The 21,629-nt window shown below is 66.4% G+C and carries 24 protein-coding genes; 4 read left to right on the top strand and 20 right to left on the bottom strand.

Annotated features, from left to right (window positions below; all coding sequences use genetic code 11):
- Positions 1–78: 78 nt before the first annotated feature.
- Both hda and DFP85_RS15480 read right to left on the bottom strand, forming a co-directional pair.
- A complete protein-coding gene (gene hda, locus DFP85_RS15485) occupies positions 79–780 on the bottom strand; it encodes a DnaA regulatory inactivator Hda (protein ID WP_133637339.1) in 702 nt (233 codons plus the stop codon).
- Positions 777–1,856: an AI-2E family transporter gene (locus DFP85_RS15480; protein ID WP_133637338.1), complete on the bottom strand. Its 1,080-nt coding sequence runs from the start codon at positions 1,854–1,856 to the stop codon at positions 777–779. Before DFP85_RS15480 ends, hda begins: the two co-directional genes overlap by 4 nt.
- 136 nt (positions 1,857–1,992) lie before the next feature.
- Between DFP85_RS15480 and purM the strand changes: the two genes are divergently transcribed.
- Complete coding sequence (gene purM, locus DFP85_RS15475) at positions 1,993–3,066, top strand: phosphoribosylformylglycinamidine cyclo-ligase (protein ID WP_133637337.1); 1,074 nt, start codon at positions 1,993–1,995, stop codon at positions 3,064–3,066.
- A complete protein-coding gene (purN, locus tag DFP85_RS15470) occupies positions 3,063–3,794 on the top strand; it encodes a phosphoribosylglycinamide formyltransferase (RefSeq protein WP_133637336.1) in 732 nt (243 codons plus the stop codon). The genes purM and purN overlap by 4 nt, the downstream gene beginning before the upstream one ends.
- A gap of 193 nt (positions 3,795–3,987) precedes the next feature.
- Here purN and dcd read toward each other — a convergent pair whose 3' ends face one another.
- The 5 genes from dcd to DFP85_RS15445 all read right to left on the bottom strand — a co-directional run bounded on the left by dcd (position 3,988) and on the right by DFP85_RS15445 (position 7,945).
- Entirely contained in the window at positions 3,988–4,554 is a 567-nt protein-coding gene (gene dcd / locus DFP85_RS15465; protein ID WP_133637335.1) for a dCTP deaminase, read from the bottom strand.
- Positions 4,555–4,649: 95 nt separating this feature from the next.
- Complete coding sequence (gene apbC / locus DFP85_RS15460; RefSeq protein WP_243737321.1) at positions 4,650–5,450, bottom strand: iron-sulfur cluster carrier protein ApbC; 801 nt, start codon at positions 5,448–5,450, stop codon at positions 4,650–4,652.
- A 150-nt stretch (positions 5,451–5,600) separates the two neighbouring features.
- A complete protein-coding gene (locus DFP85_RS19230; protein WP_133637333.1) occupies positions 5,601–6,680 on the bottom strand; it encodes a coiled-coil domain-containing protein in 1,080 nt (359 codons plus the stop codon).
- A gap of 122 nt (positions 6,681–6,802) precedes the next feature.
- Positions 6,803–7,216 carry an alternative ribosome rescue aminoacyl-tRNA hydrolase ArfB gene (arfB, locus tag DFP85_RS15450; protein WP_133637332.1) on the bottom strand — a complete coding sequence of 138 codons (414 nt, stop codon included), beginning with the start codon at positions 7,214–7,216 and terminating at the stop codon, positions 6,803–6,805.
- A gap of 54 nt (positions 7,217–7,270) precedes the next feature.
- Positions 7,271–7,945, bottom strand: coding sequence for a spermidine synthase (locus tag DFP85_RS15445; protein ID WP_133637331.1), 675 nt, complete (start codon positions 7,943–7,945; stop codon positions 7,271–7,273).
- Between the two features lie 90 nt (positions 7,946–8,035).
- Here DFP85_RS15445 and DFP85_RS15440 point away from each other — a divergent pair, with 90 nt between their 5' ends.
- Complete coding sequence (locus tag DFP85_RS15440; protein ID WP_243737319.1) at positions 8,036–9,073, top strand: serine hydrolase domain-containing protein; 1,038 nt, start codon at positions 8,036–8,038, stop codon at positions 9,071–9,073.
- A 340-nt stretch (positions 9,074–9,413) separates the two neighbouring features.
- Here the strand turns inward: DFP85_RS15440 and DFP85_RS15430 are convergent, their stop codons facing one another.
- Positions 9,414–9,962, bottom strand: a complete 549-nt coding sequence (locus DFP85_RS15430; RefSeq protein ID WP_133637329.1) for a YqhA family protein — start codon at positions 9,960–9,962, stop codon at positions 9,414–9,416.
- A 113-nt stretch (positions 9,963–10,075) separates the two neighbouring features.
- Here DFP85_RS15430 and DFP85_RS15425 point away from each other — a divergent pair, with 113 nt between their 5' ends.
- Positions 10,076–11,005, top strand: a complete 930-nt coding sequence (locus DFP85_RS15425) for a YihY/virulence factor BrkB family protein (protein ID WP_133637328.1) — start codon at positions 10,076–10,078, stop codon at positions 11,003–11,005.
- 62 nt (positions 11,006–11,067) lie between these two features.
- Here DFP85_RS15425 and DFP85_RS15420 read toward each other — a convergent pair whose 3' ends face one another.
- From DFP85_RS15420 to urtC, 12 genes are all read right to left on the bottom strand, one after another.
- A complete protein-coding gene (locus DFP85_RS15420) occupies positions 11,068–12,498 on the bottom strand; it encodes a phospholipase D family protein (protein WP_133637327.1) in 1,431 nt (476 codons plus the stop codon).
- A 160-nt stretch (positions 12,499–12,658) separates the two neighbouring features.
- Positions 12,659–12,886, bottom strand: coding sequence for a hypothetical protein (locus DFP85_RS15415; protein ID WP_133637326.1), 228 nt, complete (start codon positions 12,884–12,886; stop codon positions 12,659–12,661).
- 36 nt (positions 12,887–12,922) lie between these two features.
- Positions 12,923–13,570, bottom strand: coding sequence for an urease accessory protein UreG (gene ureG, locus DFP85_RS15410; RefSeq protein WP_133637325.1), 648 nt, complete (start codon positions 13,568–13,570; stop codon positions 12,923–12,925).
- Positions 13,571–13,812: 242 nt separating this feature from the next.
- Positions 13,813–14,538, bottom strand: coding sequence for an urease accessory protein UreF (locus DFP85_RS15405; protein WP_208108525.1), 726 nt, complete (start codon positions 14,536–14,538; stop codon positions 13,813–13,815).
- A complete protein-coding gene (gene ureE, locus DFP85_RS15400; protein WP_133637323.1) occupies positions 14,528–15,040 on the bottom strand; it encodes an urease accessory protein UreE in 513 nt (170 codons plus the stop codon). The genes DFP85_RS15405 and ureE overlap by 11 nt, the downstream gene beginning before the upstream one ends.
- 247 nt (positions 15,041–15,287) lie before the next feature.
- Positions 15,288–16,991, bottom strand: coding sequence for an urease subunit alpha (gene ureC / locus DFP85_RS15395; RefSeq protein WP_133637322.1), 1,704 nt, complete (start codon positions 16,989–16,991; stop codon positions 15,288–15,290).
- Positions 16,988–17,308 (bottom strand): urease subunit beta, encoded by a 321-nt coding sequence (locus DFP85_RS15390; RefSeq protein ID WP_133637321.1) that lies wholly within the window; start codon positions 17,306–17,308, stop codon positions 16,988–16,990. Before DFP85_RS15390 ends, ureC begins: the two co-directional genes overlap by 4 nt.
- A 10-nt stretch (positions 17,309–17,318) precedes the next feature.
- Positions 17,319–17,621 carry an urease subunit gamma gene (locus DFP85_RS15385; RefSeq protein ID WP_133637320.1) on the bottom strand — a complete coding sequence of 101 codons (303 nt, stop codon included), beginning with the start codon at positions 17,619–17,621 and terminating at the stop codon, positions 17,319–17,321.
- 154 nt (positions 17,622–17,775) lie between these two features.
- Positions 17,776–18,669, bottom strand: coding sequence for an urease accessory protein UreD (locus DFP85_RS15380; RefSeq protein WP_133637319.1), 894 nt, complete (start codon positions 18,667–18,669; stop codon positions 17,776–17,778).
- A gap of 265 nt (positions 18,670–18,934) precedes the next feature.
- Positions 18,935–19,633 (bottom strand): urea ABC transporter ATP-binding subunit UrtE, encoded by a 699-nt coding sequence (gene urtE / locus DFP85_RS15375; protein WP_133637318.1) that lies wholly within the window; start codon positions 19,631–19,633, stop codon positions 18,935–18,937.
- A complete protein-coding gene (gene urtD, locus DFP85_RS15370; RefSeq protein ID WP_133637317.1) occupies positions 19,633–20,478 on the bottom strand; it encodes an urea ABC transporter ATP-binding protein UrtD in 846 nt (281 codons plus the stop codon). Before urtD ends, urtE begins: the two co-directional genes overlap by 1 nt.
- Positions 20,475–21,629, bottom strand: coding sequence for an urea ABC transporter permease subunit UrtC (gene urtC, locus DFP85_RS15365; protein WP_133637316.1), 1,155 nt, complete (start codon positions 21,627–21,629; stop codon positions 20,475–20,477). The genes urtD and urtC overlap by 4 nt, the downstream gene beginning before the upstream one ends.

The raw sequence follows: 21,629 nt of genomic DNA, 5'->3' as shown, positions 1-21,629 counted from the left end.
GGCAAGCGCCACTCATCTCGGCGACTGGAGAACCCTTGGCGGCATATCGAAGAGCGAATGTCGCCCTCCCGGCACCCGTCACCAGCCCAGCGCCTGCTTGACGAAGGGAATGGTCAGCTTGCGCTGGGCGGAAAGCGAGGCGCGATCCAGGGCCTCCAGGGTCTCGAAGAGCGCATCCAGGCGGCGCGGTCCGCGATGCAGGATGTAGCGGGCCACCTCGTCCGGCAACTGCATGCCACGCCCCCGCGCCCGCAGCTGCAGCGCCGCCAGGCGCCCGGCATCATCGAGCCCCTGCAGGTGGAAGGTCATGCCCCAGGTGAGCCGCGAGGACAGGTCGGGGAGCTTGACCGGCAACTGGCGTGGCGGCGCCTCGGCGGCGATCACCAGGCGCTTGCCGGCATCCCGCAGGCGGTTGAAGGCGTGGAACAGCGCCTCCTCCCAGCGCTTGCGCCCCACCACGCGCTCGAGGTCATCGATCGCCACCAGGTCGAGGCGCTCGATCTCCTCGAGCATCAGCGGCGGGAAATGGCCAAGCTCCGCCAGGGGCAGGTAGAGCGCCCGGCGATCCCGGTCGGAGGCCGCATGGCAGGCGGCCTGCAGCAAGTGGCTGCGCCCGGTGCCGGAAGCCCCCCAGACATAGAGGAAGGGCTCGCCGCCGTCGTCGAGCTGGTGCACGAGCCGGTCGACCAGGGTCGCATTGGGCCCGGGGTGGAAGTTGGCGAAGGTGGCGTCGTCGCGCAGCCCCACGCCCAGCGGCAACTGCGCGGGTGCTCGACTCATGGCGACTCCTCGTCCTGGGTACGTTGACGTCCGGCGTCATATAGAGTGCTGTTTTTATAGTGCTCGTGGAGATAACGCAACACCACCATCACCACGGCAGCCACCGGCAGAGCCAGCAGCACGCCGGTGAAGCCGAACAGCTGCCCACCGGCCAGCACGGCGAAGATCACCGCCACCGGATGCAGGCCGATCTTGTCGCCGAGCAGCTTGGGCTGGAGGATCACGCTCTCGACCAGCTGGCCGAAACCGAACACCGCCGCGACGCCGAGCAGGATCAACCAGTCGCCGAACTGGAAGAACGCCACCACGCCGGCCACGGAAATGCCCACGATCACCCCGAGGTAAGGCACGATGCTGGCCAGGCCCGCGAGCATGCCGATCAGCAGGCCGAAGCGCACGCCGAGCAAGGTCAGCCCCACCGCGTAGATCACCCCCAGGCAGAGCATGACGATCAGCTGGCCACGCAGGAAGGAGGACAGCACCTCGTCGCACTCCCCGGCGAGTCGCACCGCGGCGGGCTCCCAGCTGCGCGGCAGCGAGCCGCGCAGCTTGGCGACCAGGATGTCCCAGTCCAGCAGCAGGTAGAAGGTGACGACGGGGATCAACGCCAGGTTGCCGATCCAGGCGACAAGCGCCAGACCGGAGCGCGAGGCCTGAGCCAGCAGGCTAGCGGCGAAGGTCCCGGTCTCCTTCCAGTTGTCAACGACCGCCTGGCGCATCTGGTCGATGTCGGTGGAGAGATCCAGGCCGGTGAGCGACTGGATGCGCGGCACCACGGTCTGCTGGATCCAGTTGAGCACCGCCGGCAGCGACTCGATCAGCTGGCCGAGCTGCCGGCCCAGTATCGGCACCACCAGCAGCAGGGTGAGCACGATGGCAAGCGAAAGCAGCAGGAAGACCAGCGAGACGGCCAGGCGCCGTGAGAGACCGTGCGCCTCGAGGCGGTCGGCCAGGGGGTCGCCCAGATAGGCCAGGATCATGCTGACGAAGAAGGGCATCAGCACCGGCTCGATACTGACCAGGAACCATAATCCCACTGCCGCCACTGCGGCCACCACCCACCACTGCCTGCGCATCGCTTCCTCCCTGTGTCGGCGCGGCCGGCGGGCTGCCAGCCGCGCGCCGTGATGCTACAATTCGTTCCCCGAACCTGACCGTTGCGCGTCGCCCTGCGACAGGCATCGCGACCGCCATTCTCATACAGGAAGCGACATGACCGATTCCACCCATCGCCCGACCGGGGCATCGCTCAGCTACAAGGACGCCGGTGTCGATATCGATGCCGGCAATGCCCTGGTCGACCGCATCAAGGGCGTCGCCAAACGCACTACCCGCCCCGAGGTGATGGGCGGCCTGGGCGGTTTCGGCGCCCTTTGCGAGCTGCCGGCCGGCTACCGGGAACCGGTGCTGGTTTCCGGCACCGACGGCGTCGGCACCAAGCTGCGCCTGGCCATGGATCTCGGTCGCCATGACACCATCGGTATCGATCTGGTGGCCATGTGCGTCAACGACCTGGTCGTGGCAGGCGCGGAGCCCCTGTTTTTCCTCGACTACTATGCCACGGGCAAGCTGGACGTGGATATCGCCGCCGACGTGGTGACCGGTATCGGCGAGGGCTGCGAGCAGGCCGGATGCGCCCTGGTAGGCGGCGAAACCGCCGAGATGCCCGGCATGTACGAGGGCAGCGACTACGACCTCGCCGGCTTCTGCGTCGGCGTGGTGGAAAAGTCCGAGATCCTCGACGGCAAGAAGGTCGGCGAGGGGGACGTGCTGCTCGGCCTGGCCTCCTCCGGCCCCCACTCCAACGGCTACTCGCTGATCCGCAAGATCCTGGAGGTCAGCGACGCCTCGCTGGACACCGCCATCGACGGCCGGCCGCTGGGCGAGGCCCTTCTCGCGCCCACGCGCATCTATGTCAAGCCGCTGCTCTCCCTGCTCAAGGAGACCGACATCCCGGTGCATGCCCTGTCGCATATCACCGGTGGCGGCCTCACCGAGAATATCCCCCGCGTGCTGCCCGAGACCCTGGCGGCACGCATCGATGCGTCCAGCTGGACGCGTCCAGCCGTGTTCGACTGGCTCCAGCAGCAGGGCAACGTCGAGGAGCAGGAGATGCACCGGGTGCTCAACTGCGGCATCGGCATGGTGATCGTGGTCCCGGCGGAGAAGGCCGACCAGGCCCGTGCCCACCTGCAGGCCCAGGGCGAGACGGTCCACCGCATCGGCGAGGTCACCACACGGGGCGACGCCGAGGAGCAGGTCCAGCTGGAGAACCTGAGGGCATGAGCGGGACCGACTACCAGAGCGATACCCTGAATACCTTCACCCCCGAAGCCAGCGAGGCGCGTCGGGTGGTGGTGCTGATCTCCGGCAGCGGCAGCAACCTCCAGGCGCTGATCGACGCCCAGAGCCATGACGAACTCGGCGGCGAGATCGTCGCGGTGATCTCCAATCAGCCGGATGCCTACGGACTCAAGCGTGCCAGGGATGCCGGCATCGATGCCGTCGCCCTGCCGCATCGCGAGTACGACAGCCGCGACGCCTACGATGGCGCCCTGATCAAGGTCATCGAACGCCACGAGCCCGACCTGATCGTGCTGGCCGGCTTCATGCGCATTCTCACCCCGCGATTCGTCAACCGCTTCCTCGGGCGGATGCTCAACATCCACCCCTCGCTCCTCCCCGACTACCAGGGCCTGCATACCCATGCCCGCGCGCTGGCCGATGGCGTGGCCGCACACGGCTGCAGCGTTCACTTCGTCACCGAGGAGCTGGATGGCGGGCCGGTCGCCCTCCAGGCCGAGGTGGCCGTCGCCGAGGATGACTCGGAAGAGAGCCTCCAGGCCAAGGTGCAGGCCCGGGAGCACCTGATCTATCCAATCGCCGTGCGCTGGTTCCTGGAGGGACGCCTGCAGCTGAAGGGCGACAGCGCCACCATGGACGGCGTCGCCCTGCCGCCTACCGGCATGCGGCTCTCCCATGCCGATGCCGCCGAGGAGCTGGACGAGGACTGACAGCTGCCAAGCTGCCAAGCTGCCAAGCTGCCAAGCGGCCAAGCGGCCAAGCGGCCAAGCGGCCAAGCGGCCAAGCGGCCAAGTAGAAAGAAAAAGTAGAAAGGCGTCCAGCACCACCAAACGCCCCGCAGGTTTTCACCGGTGGGGCTTTCTTGTCACTTGTACCTTGTCGCTTGAAGCTGGCCGGAGGCCCTTACGTCCTCGGCAGGGTCACGCCACGCTGCCCCATGTACTTGCCACCACGGTCCTTGTAAGACGTCTCGCAGACCTCGTCGGACTCCAGGAACAGCATCTGTGCCACGCCCTCGTTGGCGTAGATGCGCGCCGGCAGGTTGGTGGTATTGGAGAATTCCAGGGTCACGTGCCCTTCCCACTCGGGTTCCAGCGGGGTGACGTTGACGATGATGCCGCAGCGGGCATAGGTCGACTTGCCCAGGCAGATGGTCAGCACGCTGCGCGGAATGCGGAAGTACTCCACGGTGCGCGCCAGGGCGAAGGAGTTGGGAGGAATCACGCAGACATCGCCCTTGATGTCGACGAAGCTCTTCTCGTCGAAGCCCTTGGGGTCCACCACCGCGGAGTGGATGTTGGTGAACACCTTGAACTCGTCGGCACAGCGTACGTCGTAGCCGTAACTGGACGTCCCATAGGAGATCACCCGCCGCTCGTTCTCGTAGCGTACCTGGTCGGGCTCGAAGGGCTCGATCATGCCTTCCCGCTCGGCCATGCGGCGTATCCACTTGTCGGCTTTGATGCTCATCGAAACGTCCTGAACTGTGTCTGGGGAAACCAGGGAAAGAAAACCGGGGCCACATCATAGCGGCCCCGGCGGGGAAGGTCACGGCGTGAGCCTTGTCACTCGCTGAACGAGATCTCCGGCCCCTCGGCACCCTGCCCGCGGATCTGCTCCGCGACCTGGCGCGCCATGTCGCGGAACGTGGCCGTCACCTCGCCTTCGGGTTCGGCCACCACGGTGGGCCGCCCGCCATCCACCTGCTCGCGGATCGACAGGGTCAGGGGCAGGCAACCGAGCACCTGGGTCTCGTACTCCTGGGCAATGCGCTCGCCCCCGCCCTCGCCGAAGATCGGCTCGCTGTGGCCGCAGTTGGAGCAGATGTGCAGGCTCATGTTCTCCACGACCCCGAGCACCGGCACGTTGACCTTGCGGAACATCTCGATGCCCTTGCGTGCGTCCAGCAGGGCAATGTCCTGGGGCGTGGTGACGATCACCGCGCCGTCCACCGGCACCTTCTGGGCCAGGGTCAACTGGATGTCGCCGGTACCCGGCGGCATGTCGATGAACAGGTAGTCCAGATCGTCCCAGACGGTCTGGGTCAGCATCTGCTGGAAGGCACCGGCGACCATGGGGCCACGCCAGACCATGGGCTCACGGATGTCGACCAGGAAGGCCATGGACATGGCCTGGATGCCATGGGCCTCGAGCGGCTTGAAGCGGTTCTCGCCGGCGGACTCAGGCCGCACGCCCTCGCCCACCCCGAGCATCTGGGCCTGGCTGGGGCCATAGATGTCGGCATCCAGGATGCCCACCCGATAGCTTTCGGCGGCCATGGCCAGTGCCAGGTTGACGGTCACGGTGGACTTGCCCACCCCGCCCTTGCCGGATGCCACGGCGACGATATGCTTGACCCCTTCGATCACGACTCGCTCCTTCTGCTGTTGGGGTTGCCACGCAAGCGGCATGAAGGGTCAGTATACCCGGCGGGTCGCCCTGCCATGCAATGCTTGAACGCATGACGGCGAGCCCTTGGCTCGCCGTCATGCATGCTGGACCGTCCGGGAAAGGGATCAGCCGTTATTACCTTCTTCCTCTTCCTCGGCCTCACTTTCCGGCTGGTCAGCTCCGCCGTTGTCATCTTCCTGGCTATCGGACTGCTGCTGAGTGGCAGCGTCGCCCTGCTCTCCGGCCTGCACACTCTCCTCGAGACGGGACAGCTCGTTGCGCCAGGTCTCGAGCTGGCCTTCCAGGCGCTCGAGCTGGGACTGGCGGGACTCGACCTGGGACTCGATCTCGGCGACCTCCTCACGGCCGACCTTGATGGCGACCTCGAGGTCCTTGAACGTCTCGCGAGCCTGATCGACCTGTGACCTGGCCTCTTCCAGCTCACCGCGGGTCGCCTCAAGCGCCTCGCTCGCCTCACTGCGGCTGGCCTCGAGCTCGCTGAGCTCCTGCTGGAGGGCATCGCGCTCCTCCTGCCGGGCCGCGATCTCCTCGTTGATGCCGGTGAGGTTCTGCTCTGCCGTGGCGATCTCTTCCTGCAGGCCCTCGAGCTCGGCACGGGCCTCATCGCGGGCGGCAACGGCGTCGCTGCGCTCCTGCTCGGCCTGCTGGCGGGCCTCCTCGGCTTGCTGGCGAGCCTCTTCGGCGGCCTGACGGGCCTCCTCGGCCTCCTGACGCGAGGCCTGGGCCTCGTCACGGGCCTGGGCGACCTGCTGGCGCTCCTCCTGGGCGGTAGCGAGAGCCTCTTCGGCTTCCACCAGCTCACCCTGGCGGGCTTCCAGGTCGGCCTGCACCGCCTCCACCGAAGCCTGGGCTTCCTCCAGCTCGGTGCGGGCGGCTGCCACCTGCTCCTCGGTACTCGCAAGCTCGGACTCTGCGGCCTGCTGCTGCTCCTCTAGCTCGCCGCGGCGCTCCTCCAGGTCATCGACGTTGCCGGCGGCACTCTGGAGCTCCTCGACGCGACCGGACAGGGACTCGTTCTCGGCCTGGACGTTCTCGAGTCGCGTCTGCAGCGACTCGCGGGCCTCGTTACTGGAACTGACGCTGGACTGGGCAAACAGGGCCCAGATGATGGCAACCACCGCCACGGCCGCCAGGGCCTTGACGCGGTTGTCCTTGAACAGCTCACTCATCGACGAATCGGCCATTGGCAGATCCCCCTGCGTGGTTGAATGTCACCGGCCATCGTCAGCCGGCCGTCATGGTCACGACTTCCAGCATACACGTCCGGTCAGACGTCGCCACCTGACCTCCGTGGCGCCTATCAACGTCAGGTCTCAACCTTGCCGCGCAACGCCTTGTGCCGGCCGCGTTTCTTCTTGCTGTCCAGGCGGCGCTGCTTGGCACCCTTGCTGGGGCGGGTCGCGATGCGCTTCTTCGGAGCGTACATGACGCTCTTGATCAGCGCCTTCAACCGCGCCAGGGCCTCGGCGCGATTGCGCTCCTGGGTGCGATGGCTCTGGGCCTTGATGATCACCACCCCGTCGCGAGTGATGCGCTGGTCGCCCAGCGCCAGCAATTTTTCCTTGAAGCCTTCGGGCAGGCTCGATGCCTGGATATCGAAGCGCAGATGGATGGCGGTGGCGACCTTGTTGACGTTCTGTCCGCCGGCCCCCTGGGCGCGCACGGCCTGCATCTCGATCTCGTGGTCGGGAATGCTCACCTGGCGGGAGAGTTCCAGCATGCTGTCTGCCTCGTCGTGGAAAGTGGGCCCGACCGACATCGGGCACGATATGCGTCAGCTGGCCAGCCAGATCCGGTGCTTGGCCCCCTTGCCGGGGCGATGGGCACGCACCGTCACTTCCTCGACCAGCAGGCCGACACGGCGCAACCGCTCGGTGAAGGCCGGGTCCTGGCCGGCCGACCAGACCGCCAGCACCCCGTCGGGACGCAGCGCCTGCTGGGCCGCGGCAAGCCCTCGCGGCGAGTAGAGCCAGTCGTTCTCGCGGCGGGTCAGCCCCTCGGGGCCATTGTCCACGTCGAGCATGATGGCATCGAAGCCGCCCGGCTCACGGCGCAACAGTTCGCCGACGTCGCCGAGACTGACACGAGTGCGCGGGTCGTCGAGGGGGCGACCGGCGGCCTCTCCCAGAGGCCCCCGGTTCCACTCCACCACCCCCGGCACCAGCTCGGCGACGACGACCTCGGCATCCTCGCCCAGCGCCTTGAGCGCCGCGGCCAGGGTGAAGCCCATGCCCAGCCCCCCGACCAGCACTCGGGCACCCGGGCGGTCGGCGACCCGCTGGCAGGCCAGCTCCGCCAGGGCATCCTCCGAGCCGTGCAGGCGGGTGTTCATCAGTTCGCCGGCCTTGCCGGCGATGCGGATGGAGAACTCGTCGTTGCGCTTCAGGAGCCTCAGCTCACTGCCCTGCCCCGGAATGGTGGCGGTGCCGATCGTTTCGAACTTGGCCATGCTGCCTCGCTGGCAATGGAAGAAAGATGGAACCCTGATGGCACTGACGCCTCGAATGTCGGTTCCACGTAAGGCCGACAAGGAGTCCCGATGCCGAACCTGCGCCTCTTGAATCCCCTTCGCCCCCTGTTGGGGCTGCTCATTATGCTGGCTGCTGCAGCGCCATGCCATGCGCAAGCCGGCGAGACGTCACACCCGCCCCTCGGTCAGACCAGCCTGGAGCGCCTCGACGCCCAGGCCTCGCGTATCGACCGCCTGCATGCCGTGGTGGTGTCCGAGCGGGGTGAGATTCGCTTCGAACGCGCCTATGGTGGGCCCGGAGTCGACCGGCCGACCAACATCAAGTCGCTGTCCAAGACGGTGCTGGCGGCGCTGGTCGGCGCCGCCATCGAGCAAGGCGTGATCGACTCCGCCGACCAGCCGATCGTGGATCTGCTCGGCGACAGGGTGCCGGCCGGTGCCGACCCACGCGTCCGGGAGATCACCGTCGGGCACCTGCTGTCGCTGCAGGCCGGACTCGAACGCACCTCAGGCAGCAACTACGCTGCCTGGGTGGCCAGCCCCGATTGGGTGCGAAATGCCCTGTCGCGTCCCTTCGTCGATGAGCCGGGCGGACGAATGCTCTACTCCACGGGCTCGAGCCACCTGCTCTCGGCGGCGCTGACCCAGGCCAGCGGCGAAAGCACCCTGGCGCTGGCAAGACGGCTGCTGGGCAAGCCGCTGGCTATCGCTGTTCCCGCCTGGCCACGCGACCCTCAAGGCATCTATTTCGGCGGCAACAACATGCAGCTCTCGCCTCTGGCACTGATCCAGATCGGTGAACTCTATCGCAACGACGGCATTTCCGACGGCACACGGGTGTTACCGAAGGGCTGGGTCGAAACCTCCTGGCAGTCACGCGGCACCTCGCCCTGGACCGGCGACGGCTATGGCTACGGCTGGTTCATCACCAAGCTTTCCGGGGAACGAACCTACTACGGGCGTGGCTTCGGCGGACAGGCGCTCTACGTGATCCCAGACCGAGGACTCACCGTCGCGATCACGGCAGATCCCCGGCCGCCGTCTCCTGGCGGACAGTTCCAGCAGGAACTGCATGCCCTCGTCGAGGGCATGCTCGTCGTGGATTGATTCGCCTGAATTCGTTCAGCGGGGACAGAGCCTTCAGGCCTGCCACTAAGGATGGGGGCGTGGATCAACGCAGTCCCAGCATGGACAGGATGAATAGCACCACCACGATAAGGCCGATGATGTAGATGATGTTTCGCACGTTGCTCTCCTTGCTGATGCCTATGCATAGGCGGGCAAATCCGCCCGACTCCTGGCCTCTGGCCAATTTCAAGTGTAGTGAGCAGCAGTGACGGGACAACCCTGCTGTTTGCTGGTGCAGGCCACACACTCATCTCCAGACAGCGGTATCAGTCCGCCAGGGTCTGCGCTGAGCCGACACAGTATGCACAGAAGGCCGGCATCACTCCTGCTTATGTGCCAGCGCCATCAGGTAGAGGGCGAGCGCCAGGGCCAGCACCGACAGCGCCAGATAGATGGCATCCCGCGGCGTGTCGAAGCTGATGCCCACCACGGCCCGGAAGAACTCGATGATCACGGCCAGGATCACCACCCGGGCGATCTTGTCCTTGAGCTGGTCGAGGGAGCTGACGTTGAAGGGATGCTGGGGATCGCGTCCCTCGGCGGGCTCGATGCGCGAGACGAAGAGCTTGTAGACCCCCAGGCCGAAGATCATCAGCACCAGGGCGATCAGGTAGATATCCACGGCGACGATGATATCGGTCACGACGCTCTTGTGGATGTCGGGGCCGCCGCCCGTGTAGTGGCGCCAGGTATCGGCCAGTACCGAGAGGATATCCAGACTGGCGATGATGAACAGCACCAGCGCCCCCAGCAGGGCCGGTATCACGGCCATCAGGACCATCAGGCGGGAGCTCCAGAGGAAGGCCTCGAAGTGGCGCTCGAGCTCACTGCGTCTCGTCTTGCGCGCGGGCCGGGAATCCGGATCCATGGTTCTCTCCTTGTGTGTTCAGGACCGTCGAGTGAGGGCGCCGGTATCGGGGTTTGACGGGGCAAGGCCGGATACGCCTATGATGACGCAAGCACTCTCGCACGGCAGCCCCGATGACATCACCGCCCGTTCGCTACCGACGCCTGATCTTTACGCTGCTGCCGCGCATTCTGCACTTCCTGTGGCGCGTGCTGTGTGCCTTCCTGCGCAACCGTGGCATCCTGCTGGCCGGTGGCGTAGGCTACAACATCCTGCTCTCCATCGTGCCACTGTTCTCGCTGATGGTGGTGCTGCTGGCCGGTGTGGCCGACCAGCAGCACCTGCTCGAGGTGCTCACCATCCAGGCGCGCCACCTGGCACCGGCGCACGCAGAGATCCTGCTCGATGCGGTACGCACCCTCCTCGACTCCCGGGACGTGATCGGCATCCTGGGTTTTCCGGTGCTGCTGCTGTTCAGCTCCTTCGCCTTTCGCATGCTCGAGGACGCCCTGGCGATCATCTTCCACGCCCCGGATACGCACCTTCCCAGGCGCAGTGTCTGGGTCTCGGTGCTGCTGCCCTATGGCTTCATGCTGGTGCTGGGGGCGGGCCTGCTGGCCCTGACCCTACTGGTCAGCCTGGTCAGCTCGATGAATGCCCTGTGGCTGGCCCTGTTCGAGCGCCAACTCCCGCTGGCTAGCCTCTCCGAGCCGATGCTCAACCTGACCAGTTTCCTCGGCGTCTTCCTGCTGTTCAGCGCCATCTACAAGTTCCTGCCGGTGGTGACGATCGCCCTGCGTCGCGCCGTGGTGGGGGGGTTCGTCGCCGCCCTGCTATGGGAAGGGGTGCGCCTGCTGCTGGTCTTCTATTTTGCCAACATCTCGCTGGTGAACGCGGTATACGGCTCCCTGGCGACCCTGGTGGTGGTGCTGCTGAGCCTGGAGGTGGGCGCCATCATCCTGCTGCTGGGGGCCCAGGTGATCGCCGAACTGGAGCGTAATGCGCGGCTCGGCCTGGCCTGGCATGTCGATCCCCGCCGCCAGGCCGTGACGCACGTCGACTAGTCGATCCACGTTCAGAAGGTGGAGAGCCTTCAGCCGTCAGAACGTGAAAGGCCCTTCAGCCGTCAGAAGGTCGAAAGCCCCGTCGCCTCCATGACCCGATAGCGCAGTCGTTGCCAGACCGAGGTGTCATCGAAGGCCTCGAAGGGCTCGCTGGTGATCCGCTGTGTCGTATTCTGCCAGCGGCGCTCGAAGAAGGCCGCGGCATTGAGCAGGGCCGGCGTCTCGACGGGCCCCGCCAGGCGCACGCTGGTCTCCAGGTTCAGGTCATCCAGGTTGCGCCGGGTGAAGTTGGCCGAGCCGAGGATCACCTCGGCCTCTCCGCCGGTCTCGGCGGGCCGTCTCAGCAGCAGCTTGCTGTGGCACTGCTCGCCCTGGCTGGCACACCAGCGCAGCGGGATGCCGGCCTCGTGGAGCTCACGGGCCACGGGACGGTTGGGGATGCCGCCCTTCTCCAGCCCGAAGGCGTCGCGGTTGGGATCGAGCAGCACGCGAAGCGCCACCCCACGCCCCTTGGCCGCCACCAGCGCGGCGATCACCTCGCGGTGGGCCAGATAGAAGACGGCGATGTCCAGCCGATCGCCCTCGTTGCTGGCCTCGATGGCCGCCAGCAATGCATCGCGGATGGCGCCCTCGGTCAGCACCTGCAGCCTCGCCTTCCCGGACGGCGCGTTCTCATCGTCGGGTGGCGCCGGTCCGGCCAGGCTCACGCCCGACCAGCCCGCCACCGGGCGTTCGGAGGCCAGCAGGTCCAGCGCCGCCGCTCCCTCGAATCGCAACGCGACGTTGCCATGCAGGCTGCTGGCATCGTGGGGATTGGCGGAGGTGACCAGCCCCGCCCAGCCATCGCCATGGTCCACCACCAGGGTCTTGCGATGGTTGGCATTGAAGTTGAGCAGCGCCAGGTAGCTGCGCAGCGGCACCCGTCCCGGCCCCAGGGCGTTGGGCAGCCAGCCCCCATCGCTGCCGTTGCCGAGCCATCGCGGGCCCAGGTGCCAGCCGCCTGACCAGAGCGGGTTGGAGGCCCGCAGGCGATTGAGGTCGGTGATCACCACCCGGACACCGGCATCGCGCAGGGCCTGGAGATGATCGAGCTCGAGCCCCCCGTAGAGGGTGTTGAGCGGGTCGGTGATCACCACCGCCGCCAGGTCGGGATGACGGCGCTTCTGCTCGATCAGCGCATCGGTGACCTCCGCCGACAGCGGTCGGAACGCCTGGCCGTCGGCGGCCCCGGCGAAGTCATTGAACAGGAACATGTCCAGCACCACCAGGCGCCGGGCCTGGCCGATCATCGCCAGCACCTCGTCGAAGATCTGCCGCCGGGTGTGGCGCTCGCCCGCGGGGCTATACCAGGTCTCGTCGGCGAGAAAGCGGACCTCGGTGACGGTGCGTTCCGGGAAGGCCCGGGACACGCCCTCGGGCAACGGCTTGTAGCGCTGCCAGGCGCCCATGGCGACCCAGGCCACCAGCAACGCCATCACCACCCATGGCCACATTCGCCGCCTCCCCTGCCCCGGTAACTGCCTGCCGTCCATGCCACCCTCTTCGTTCATGCCAACGTCTCGGTGACGTCAACGGCCAGCATAGCGACAGAGGAGGCAAAAAGCAGTGCACCCGGCCGAGGCCAGTTGCACGTCATACCGACTTAGGGGCAGTTCAGCCCTGGCGGCGCAGCCGATGGCGACGCAGGATCAGGCGTGCCAGCCCCGCCAGGGACGCCACGCCTAAAGTCACGATCCCGAGCACCACCAGCATCGACGGGCTGCCGGTGTGAGCGTGCACCGAGGGGGCACCATGGCCCGAGTGCGCCAGGACCGCCGTGGCCGGCAGCATGGCGGCTGCCGAGAGGCCGGCACGGGTGAGGAAAGAGAGTCGAGTATTCATGGAGTGTCTCCCGGATCAGGCGAAGCATGGATGAAGTCAGGCGGTGGCGAAATCGGTAAGGGGCGCAGGTGGCCGGCGCTCCGGCAACATGCCCCGGTCGAGGATGAAGCGGATGATCTCCTCCAGCCCGACACCCTCGTAGAGGTTGGTGAACACGAAGGGACGCTCACCGCGCATCTTGCGGGAATCACGCTCCATCACCTCCAGCGAGGCGTGGACCTGCTCGGCGATATCGATCTTGTTGATGATCAGCAGGTCCGACTTGGTGATGCCGGGGCCGCCCTTGCGCGGGATCTTGTCGCCGGCGGAGACGTCGATCACGTAGAGGGTCAGGTCGGAGAGCTCGGGGCTGAAGGTGGCGGAGAGGTTGTCGCCGCCGGATTCCACCAGCACCAGTTCCAGGCCTGGATGGCGCGCCTGCAGCTCGTCGATGGCCGCCAGGTTCATGGAGGCGTCCTCGCGGATGGCGGTATGCGGACAGCCCCCCGTCTCCACCCCCAGGATACGATCCGCGGGGAGCGCCTCGTGCTTGAGCAGGAAATTGGCGTCCTCGCGGGTGTAGATATCGTTGGTCACCACGGCGATATCGTAGTGGTCGCGCAGGGCCCGGCAGAGCTGCTTGAGCAGCGCCGTCTTGCCGGAGCCCACCGGGCCTCCGACGCCAACACGCAGGCAATGTGTCATGTCGTTTCTCCTCTTGCACTCTTTCGTCGTTATCCTGTCGGCACGGGCGACTCACTGGACTCACCACGCCACACGTCCGAAACCCTGGCACCCCGGCCGGACTCCCGCGGTCGGAAAGACGGCACATCCCTGTGCCGGCTTTCCTCGATCTTCTTCCCTGAAGATCGACCACGTCGCTTCGGCCGGAGTGCCAGCGGCCGCGCGAGGTGGATTCGCCAGTGATCGCCCGACCTTTTCAGGTGCTAGCTTCTGAACAACCGCGAATATTGTGTCTCGTGCAGCGCGCTGGCCAGGGCCAGGCCGGGCAACGCCGGGCCGAGTGCGTCATCCTCGAGCATCAGCGCCTCGTCCACAGCGGCCACCAGTGCCGGGCGCAGCCGCTCTACCAGGCGCTGGGCAGCGGTATGACCGAGCGGCAGCGCCTTGCAGGCGACGGCCAGCTGGTTTTCCAGCCAGGCCCAGGCAAAGCCCAGCAGCGCCTGGCGTACGGGGACACCCCGGGAATGGGCCATCCAGGCGAAGACGGTCACGTAGCCGGCCCCGGCGGGCAGTGCCGGCGACTCTCTCGAAGGGCCAGGTGGGAGCAGCTCCAGGCTCTCCAGGAGACGCGTGAGCGACGCGCCCAGCCGGCTGTCCTCGGCGGCGAGTTCGGCGGTCTCGCGGTTGGCGGCGAGCCAGGCGTCCCACTCGGCCAACCCGGCGTCATCGCCCTTGGCCCAGGCGACCTGAAGTCGCGCCAGCGCCGGCAGTTCGCAGCGAGTCAGGCCATCCTCCAGCACCCCCTCGAGCCACTCGCCCAGGGTGGCCTCGTCGGTCACCCAGCCCAGCTCGAAGGCGCTCTCCAGCCCCTGGGAGAAGGCGAAGGCGCCAATGGGCAGGGCCGGGCTGACCAGCTGCAGCAACCCCAGCAGCGCCAGATCCTCTCCGTGGTCCGCCGTCGTGGGCTTCATGGCGGACTCAGTGGGCATGATGCTGTTCATGGTCGTGAGCATGGTGGTGACCATGACCGTGGGCGTGACCACCCGGCTGCTGGTAGGCGCCCGGTTCCGGGTCGAAGGGACCCTCATGGTGCACCAAGGTCGCGCCAAGCAAGGTGGCCAGCTCCTCGAGCACATGGTCTGGCGGGAAGCGCACCCAGCCACCCTCCTCGTCCTCGTCCTCGCCCAGCGCCAGCTGCACGTGCCGGTTGCCCAGGTGGTAGGCAAGACGCGCCAGGGGCAGCCCGGCGGCAATGCGGGCGGTGACCACCGGCTCCACGGCGGCACGAATGCGCACCACCTCGCCGCTTTCGGCGCGCAGCCCCTCGCCATCACGCAACACCGGGCCTCGATCCAGGAACAGGCCAAGGGGGGACCCGGCATCACTCGTCGCCTTGAGGCGGCCCAGAACGCGCCGCTCGTAGGGCAGGGTCAGGGTGTCGGTGGCCTGGTCCGCCGCGATGGGGCCCAGTCTTTCTGTCAGTTTCAGCATTGAACAATCGCCCCTCTGTTGTCTCGAGACGAGCCAGTCCTGTCTTCGCTCAACACCACGTGTCCGAAACCCTGGCGCCCCTGACGGACTCCCGCGGTCGGAAAGACGGCACATCCCTGTGCCGGCTTTCCTCGATCTTCATCCCTGAAGATCGCCCGCGTCGCTTCGTCCGGGTCACCAGCGGCCACGCGAGGTTTCGCGCCGACAGGCTGGCTCTCATGCATGGGCGTCCTCTTCACTATGGTCATCAGAACAGGTGGTAGCGCTGCGCCAGGGGCAGCTCTGTTGCCGGCTCGCAGGTCAGCAGCTCGCCGTCGGCATGCACCTCGTAGGTCTGAGGGTCCACGGAGAGCTCGGGACAAGCCGCGTTGAGCTTCATGTCGCCCTTCCTGACCTGCCTGACATTGCGGCAGGCGCTGAGCGTGCTGCGCAGCCCCAGCCGCTCCCCGATGCCAGCCGCCAGCGCTGCCTGGCTGACGAAGGTCAGGCGCGTCTGGCTCGCGGCACGGCCGAAGGCGCCGAACATGGTGCGGTAGTGGACCGGCTGGGGCGTGGGGATCGAGGCGTTGGGGTCGCCCATGGGCGCGGCGGCGATCATTCCGCCCTTGATGATCATGGCGGGCTTGGTGCCGAAGAAGGCCGGCTTCCAGAGCACCAGGTCGGCCAGCTTGCCCACCTCGATGGACCCCACCTCATGGCTGATCCCGTGGGTGATGGCCGGATTGATGGTGTACTTGGCGATATAGCGCCGGGCCCGGAGGTTGTCGGCCCCCAGGGCCTCGTCCTCGGGCAGCAGGCCACGCTGCACCTTCATCTTGTGGGCGGTCTGCCAGGTGCGGCACACCACCTCGCCAACGCGGCCCATCGCCTGGGAGTCCGAGGCGATCATCGAGATCACCCCCATGTCGTGGAGGATATCCTCGGCGGCGATGGTCTCGCGGCGGATGCGCGAGTCGGCGAAGGCCACATCCTCGGGAATCCTCGGGTCGAGGTGGTGACAGACCATCAGCATGTCGAGATGCTCATCGATGGTGTTAACGGTATAAGGTCGCGTCGGATTGGTCGACGAGGGCAGCACATACGCCTTCGAACAGGCCGTGATGATATCCGGCGCATGGCCTCCGCCGGCGCCCTCGGTGTGGTAGGTATGGATGCAGCGCTCCTTGAAGGCCGCCAGGGTATCCTCCACGAAGCCCGACTCGTTGAGGGTATCGGTGTGGACCGCCACCTGGACGTCGTAGGCGTCGGCAACGGTCAGGCAGTTGTCGATGGAGGCCGGCGTGGTCCCCCAGTCCTCGTGGAGCTTGAGCCCCATGGCCCCGGCCTCGAGCTGGGCCTCCAGCGCCTCGGGCAGGCTGGCATTGCCCTTGCCGAGCAGGCCTATGTTCATCGGCATGTCGTCGACGGCCTGGAGCATCTTGCCCAGGTGCCACTCCCCGGGCGTGCAGGTGGTGGCATTGGAGCCTGTCGCCGGGCCGGTGCCGCCCCCCAACATGGTGGTCACGCCACTCATCAGCGCTTCCTCGACCTGCTGCGGGCAGATGAAGTGGATATGCGCATCGATGCCCCCTGCAGTGAGGATCCTGCCCTCCCCGGCGATGATCTCGGTGCCGGGCCCGCTGACGATCTCCACGTCGGGCTGGGTGTCGGGGTTGCCGGCCTTGCCGATGGCCGCGATCCGCCCTCCCTTGAGTCCCACATCGGCCTTGACGATCCCCCACCAGTCGAGGATCAGGGCATTGGTGATCACGGTATCCATGACCGCCTCGTCATGGCGCTGGCTCTGTCCCATGCCATCGCGAATCACCTTGCCACCACCGAACTTCACCTCATCGCCGTAGTGGGTGGCGTCGCGCTCCACCTCGATCCACAGCTCGGTGTCGCCGAGGCGAACCCGGTCGCCCGTCGTGGGGCCATACATGTCGGCATAGGCCTGCCGCGAAATCTTCATCGTGACGCTCCCTCAAGGCTGCCCATCACGGCGCCGCGAAAGCCATAGATGTGCCGCCGCCCGACATAGGGGATCAGCGTCACCTCCCGGGTCTGTCCCGGCTCGAAGCGGATCGCGGTGCCGGCGGCCACATCCAGGCGATGGCCAAGCGCCTTGGCGCGATCGAAGACCAGCGCCGGATTGGCCTCGGCGAAATGGTAGTGAGAGCCGATCTGGATAGGGCGGTCGCCGGTATTGGCCACATTGACGGTAACCCGCTCGCGCCCCGCGCAGAGTTCGATCTCACCATCCTTTAACTGATATTCACCGGGAATCATGGTGCGCTCCTCACACGATGGGCTCGTGAACGGTGACGAGCTTGGTGCCGTCGGGGAAAGTCGCTTCCACCTGGACCTCGTCGACCAACTCGGCGACCCCCTCCATGACATCATCACGCGTCAGGATCTCGCGGCCGAAGCTCATCAGGTCGGCGACACTGCGTCCATCCCGGGCACCTTCCAGAATCTCGAAGCTGATCAGTGCCACCGCCTCGGGATAGTTGAGCTTGAGGCCACGAGCACGGCGTCGTTCGGCCAGCTGGGCTGCCGAGAAGAGCAGCAGCTTGTCCTTGTCTCTGGGGGTCAGTTCCATGGCGTCCTCACAACAAGTTGTACGGGGTGATCTTGAGTCACAACCACAAGGATCGCCGTACCTGTAGGAGCGCTGCTTGCAGCGCGAATGACACCTGCACAAATCGCCGTGCAACCACGGCTCCTACAAGACGGCAGCACGTTTCTCACAGTAACTACGTCAGCCAGATCCGCGGCGTATGCGCCGGCCGGCCAATCATCCGTGGCCGCAGGATTTCCCAGGCACGACGACACAGGTCCCAGGCCTCGTTGCGCTCCAGGCCCAGATAGCGCAGCAGCAGCACCCCGTGGCGCACCGTGACCGCCCAACGGGTCGAGACACCAAGCGCCTCGCGTAACGTCTCGATGGCCTCTCCCTCGTCATCGAGCCCTACCGCCCAGAGCGTGGCCTGCACGCTGGCCCCGCCCTGCCCCCAGCGACCCAGGAAACGCGGATGGCCAGGATCCAAGGGCTGGCGCTCCAGCCAGAGTGGCCGACCATCACGGGTCAACCGGAAGCGCTGCTCGATGCGACCGCTGCGATAGGGAAGCCGGCTGGCCGGTCGTCCCAGGGCCATCACCTCCCAGCCCAGGCAGCGTGCATCGCCTTCGAGCGCGATCTCGGTGGCCTGCTCACCGCGGGAGCCATCGAAGGCCAGGGTCTCCTGTGGCAGCCACTCCAGAATCCCGCTGTCGGCGACATGGAGGCGGGTGTGCTGTTGCCAGGCCACCCCGTGACTGTCGGCCTTGTAGAGCCTGTTGGCGGCGGGAGTCGTCAGCAGCGCATGGGCCTTGGCGCCGACCCCGGCGGTGATCGACAGGGCATCGCCGCTGACCAGACCGCCGGGTGGATGCAGCAGGTAGACATGGCAGGCACCGGCGCGGCCTTCGGGATGGAAAGGCCGCTGGACGCGCAGCGGACCCAGATGACGGGATCGCGTCATGCGCGTCACCCCCTCACGGGTCTCGAAACCGAGCTCAAGAGAGGCCGCCCAGTGGCGATCCGCATCGAAACGATGGCCGGACTCGTTCGGCGGGGGGACGTCCAGGGAAGTCTCGAAGGCGGTCATGGGCAGCTCATAGCCAGGGTTCTCTGCCCAACTGACAGCAAGGGATGTACCAGAATGGGGAAGCATGAAGTTTTTCTCGTATGCTCAATCACTTGAGAAGGAGAACAGGCGTTCGGAGAAGGGCCGGCCCGTCTCATCGGAGTGCAGCCGACACGCCTCGCTGCCCCCTCAAGGTGCAGCCGCTCGGGCGATCGCTCCAAAAATGCGCAGGTGCCCTTGCTCCTTGCTCCTTGCTCCTTGCCCCTCGGCGCTGGCGTTTCGGTGCCTATACCGTCAGGTGCTCCTTGATCAGCGCATCGGAGAGCTCATCGATCTTGCCCCTGGCCATGGGGCGTCCGCGATCCATGATCACGAAGCGATCGGCATACTTGCGGGCGAAAGGCAGCTTCTGCTCCACCAGCAGCACGCTGAGACCATCCTCCTGAATCAGCCGGCGAATGACGGCGCCGATCTGGGCCACGATATTGGGCTGGATCCCCTCTCCCGGCTCGTCGAGGATCAGCAACCGTGGTTCCAGCACCAGCGCCCGACCAATGGCCAGCTGCTGTTGCTGCCCTCCCGAGAGGTCGCCGCCGCGACGATGCTTCATCTCCTCGAGGACGGGAAAGAGCTCATAGACTCGCGAGGGAATTCGCTTGAGCCCATCGACCCGCGCCGCCAGGCCGGTGCGCAGGTTCTCCTCCACGGTGAGCAGGGGAAATATCTGCCGGCCCTGGGGCACATAGCCGATCCCCAGCCGCGAGCGTGCCTCCACCGGCCGTTTCGTCAGCTCGATGCCATCGTCATAGCGGATGCTGCCCGAGGCGAGTGCCACCTCGCCCATGATGGCCTTCATCAGGGTGGTCTTGCCCACCCCGTTGCGGCCCATCACGCAGGTGCACTCGGCGGCGGGCACCTCGAGATCCAGATCCCAGAGCGTGTGGCTCTCGCCGTAGAACTGGTTGAGCCTGTCGATGGTCAGCATCAGGCGGCCTCCTCGTCGGGGTCGGCGCCCAGGTAGACCTCGACGACCTTCGGATCACAAGAGACCTGGTCCATGCTGCCCTCGGCCAGCACGCTGCCCTGATGCAGCACCGTCACCGTGCGGGCGATGGAGCGCACGAAGCCCATGTCGTGCTCCACGACCACCACGGACTGCTTGCCCTTGCCGGCCAGGCCGGTCAGCAGCTCCGCGGTGCGCTCCATCTCCTGCTCGGTCATGCCGGCCACCGGCTCGTCCACCAGCAGCAGCCGCGGCCGCTGCATCAGCAGCATGCCGATCTCCAGCCACTGCTTCTGTCCGTGGGAGAGGATACCCGCCAGACGGTGGCGCAGCTCGGTGAGGCCGATGGTGGCGAGCACCTCCTCGATGCGATCGCGGACCTCGCCGGTCATGCGGGCGGTGAGCGTGGGCAGGATGCGCTTGTCGGCCGCCATGGCCAGCTCCAGGTTCTCGAACACCGTCAGCGCCTCGAAGACGGTGGGCTTCTGAAACTTGCGTCCGATGCCGAGGCTGGCGATCTCGGGCTCGTTCATGGCCAGCAGGTTGTGACGGCTGCCGAACCAGACCGAGCCACGGTCGGGACGCGTCTTGCCGGTGATGATGTCCATCATAGTGGTCTTGCCCGCGCCGTTGGGGCCGATGATGCAACGCAGCTCACCGTCGTCGATGGTCAGGTTCAGGTCATTGATGGCCTTGAAACCGTCGAAGCTGACGGTGACATCTTCCAGATAGAGGATCGGGCCGTGACGAACATCCACCGGCGAGGTGGCGGGGACCAGGAAGTCGAAGACGCGATCACGATCGGCCAGGGAATGCAGGAAATTCATGCGGAGGCCTCCCGGGGAGGTGATGACGGGTCAGTGGGCTCGCGCTGGAGGCGCCGAGGCTTCAGGCGGTAGGCGAGCAGGCCGGCGATCCCCTTGGGCAGCAGCACCGTGACCAGCACGAACAGGCCACCCAGGGCGAACAACCAGGCATCGGGCATCACGCCGGTGAAGACCGTCTTGGCATAGTTGACGAGAATGGCGCCGATGACCGCCCCGTAGAGCGTGGCACGCCCGCCCAGGGCGACCCAGAGCACGATCTCGATCGAGAAGATCGGTGAGAACTCGCTGGGGTTGATGATGCCCACCTGAGGCACATAGAGCGCACCGGCCACCCCGGCCAGCATCGCCGAGACCACGAAGATGAACAGTTGGAAGCGCTCGACGCGGTAGCCGAGGAAGCGCGTGCGTGCCTCGGCGTCGCGGGTGGCCACGCTGACGCGGCCGAGCTTGCTGGTGACGATGGCCCGGCACAGCACATAGCCCAGCGCCAGCGCGATGCCGGTGGCAAGGAAGAGCCCGAGCCGAGTGGCATCGCTTCTCAGGTCAAAGCCCAGCAGTTCCTTGAAGTCGGTCAGACCATTATTGCCACCGAACCCCATCTCGTTGCGGAAGAAGGCCAGCATCAGGGCAAAGGTCAGCGCCTGGGTAATGATCGATAGATACACCCCGGTGACCCGCGAGCGAAAGGCGAGGAAACCAAACACCAGGGCCAGCAGGCCCGGCGCCAGCAGCACCATCAGGAAGGCAAACCCTGCCATGTCGAAGCCCAGCCAGTACCAGGGCAGGCTGTCCCAGTCCAGGAACACCATAAAATCCGGCAACACAGGATCACCGTAGGTACCCCGATCGCCGATCTGTCGCATCAGGTACATCCCCATGGCATAGCCGCCCAGGGCGAAGAAGGCCCCGTGCCCCAGGCTAAGGATGCCCAGATAGCCCCACACCAGGTCCACGGCCACCGCCAGCAGGGCGTAGCTCAGGTACTTGCCGAGCAGTGTCACGGTATAGGTCGAGACGTGCAGCGGATGCCCTTCCGGCAGCGCCAGGTTGAGCAGCGTCACCGTCGCCAGGGCGGCCAGCAGGATGCTCAGAAAGAGCTGCGTTGCACGTTCACGAAAGGGTCGTGCCAGCCACGATGTGGACGAATGCAT

The organism is Halomonas ventosae (assembly GCF_004363555.1).
Classification (GTDB): Bacteria; Pseudomonadota; Gammaproteobacteria; order Pseudomonadales; family Halomonadaceae; genus Halomonas; species Halomonas ventosae.
Note: the sequence above shows the minus strand (reverse complement) of the source record. Positions and strands in the feature narration are given on the sequence as shown.

What these genes read in the sequence shown, in the direction of transcription:
- hda (WP_133637339.1), bottom strand. Translation starts at nt 780, where the DNA reads ATGAGTCGAGCACCCGCGCAGTTGCCGCTGGGCGTGGGGCTGCGCGAC.
- DFP85_RS15480 (WP_133637338.1), bottom strand. Translation starts at nt 1,856, where the DNA reads ATGCGCAGGCAGTGGTGGGTGGTGGCCGCAGTGGCGGCAGTGGGATTA.
- purM (WP_133637337.1), top strand. Translation starts at nt 1,993, where the DNA reads ATGACCGATTCCACCCATCGCCCGACCGGGGCATCGCTCAGCTACAAG.
- purN (WP_133637336.1), top strand. Translation starts at nt 3,063, where the DNA reads ATGAGCGGGACCGACTACCAGAGCGATACCCTGAATACCTTCACCCCC.
- dcd (WP_133637335.1), bottom strand. Translation starts at nt 4,554, where the DNA reads ATGAGCATCAAAGCCGACAAGTGGATACGCCGCATGGCCGAGCGGGAA.
- DFP85_RS19230 (WP_133637333.1), bottom strand. Translation starts at nt 6,680, where the DNA reads ATGGCCGATTCGTCGATGAGTGAGCTGTTCAAGGACAACCGCGTCAAG.
- arfB (WP_133637332.1), bottom strand. Translation starts at nt 7,216, where the DNA reads ATGCTGGAACTCTCCCGCCAGGTGAGCATTCCCGACCACGAGATCGAG.
- DFP85_RS15445 (WP_133637331.1), bottom strand. Translation starts at nt 7,945, where the DNA reads ATGGCCAAGTTCGAAACGATCGGCACCGCCACCATTCCGGGGCAGGGC.
- DFP85_RS15440 (WP_243737319.1), top strand. Translation starts at nt 8,036, where the DNA reads ATGCCGAACCTGCGCCTCTTGAATCCCCTTCGCCCCCTGTTGGGGCTG.
- DFP85_RS15430 (WP_133637329.1), bottom strand. Translation starts at nt 9,962, where the DNA reads ATGGATCCGGATTCCCGGCCCGCGCGCAAGACGAGACGCAGTGAGCTC.
- DFP85_RS15425 (WP_133637328.1), top strand. Translation starts at nt 10,076, where the DNA reads ATGACATCACCGCCCGTTCGCTACCGACGCCTGATCTTTACGCTGCTG.
- DFP85_RS15420 (WP_133637327.1), bottom strand. Translation starts at nt 12,498, where the DNA reads ATGTGGCCATGGGTGGTGATGGCGTTGCTGGTGGCCTGGGTCGCCATG.
- DFP85_RS15415 (WP_133637326.1), bottom strand. Translation starts at nt 12,886, where the DNA reads ATGAATACTCGACTCTCTTTCCTCACCCGTGCCGGCCTCTCGGCAGCC.
- ureG (WP_133637325.1), bottom strand. Translation starts at nt 13,570, where the DNA reads ATGACACATTGCCTGCGTGTTGGCGTCGGAGGCCCGGTGGGCTCCGGC.
- DFP85_RS15405 (WP_208108525.1), bottom strand. Translation starts at nt 14,538, where the DNA reads ATGCCCACTGAGTCCGCCATGAAGCCCACGACGGCGGACCACGGAGAG.
- ureE (WP_133637323.1), bottom strand. Translation starts at nt 15,040, where the DNA reads ATGCTGAAACTGACAGAAAGACTGGGCCCCATCGCGGCGGACCAGGCC.
- ureC (WP_133637322.1), bottom strand. Translation starts at nt 16,991, where the DNA reads ATGAAGATTTCGCGGCAGGCCTATGCCGACATGTATGGCCCCACGACG.
- DFP85_RS15390 (WP_133637321.1), bottom strand. Translation starts at nt 17,308, where the DNA reads ATGATTCCCGGTGAATATCAGTTAAAGGATGGTGAGATCGAACTCTGC.
- DFP85_RS15385 (WP_133637320.1), bottom strand. Translation starts at nt 17,621, where the DNA reads ATGGAACTGACCCCCAGAGACAAGGACAAGCTGCTGCTCTTCTCGGCA.
- DFP85_RS15380 (WP_133637319.1), bottom strand. Translation starts at nt 18,669, where the DNA reads ATGACCGCCTTCGAGACTTCCCTGGACGTCCCCCCGCCGAACGAGTCC.
- urtE (WP_133637318.1), bottom strand. Translation starts at nt 19,633, where the DNA reads ATGCTGACCATCGACAGGCTCAACCAGTTCTACGGCGAGAGCCACACG.
- urtD (WP_133637317.1), bottom strand. Translation starts at nt 20,478, where the DNA reads ATGAATTTCCTGCATTCCCTGGCCGATCGTGATCGCGTCTTCGACTTC.
- urtC (WP_133637316.1), bottom strand. Translation starts at nt 21,629, where the DNA reads ATGCATTCGTCCACATCGTGGCTGGCACGACCCTTTCGTGAACGTGCA.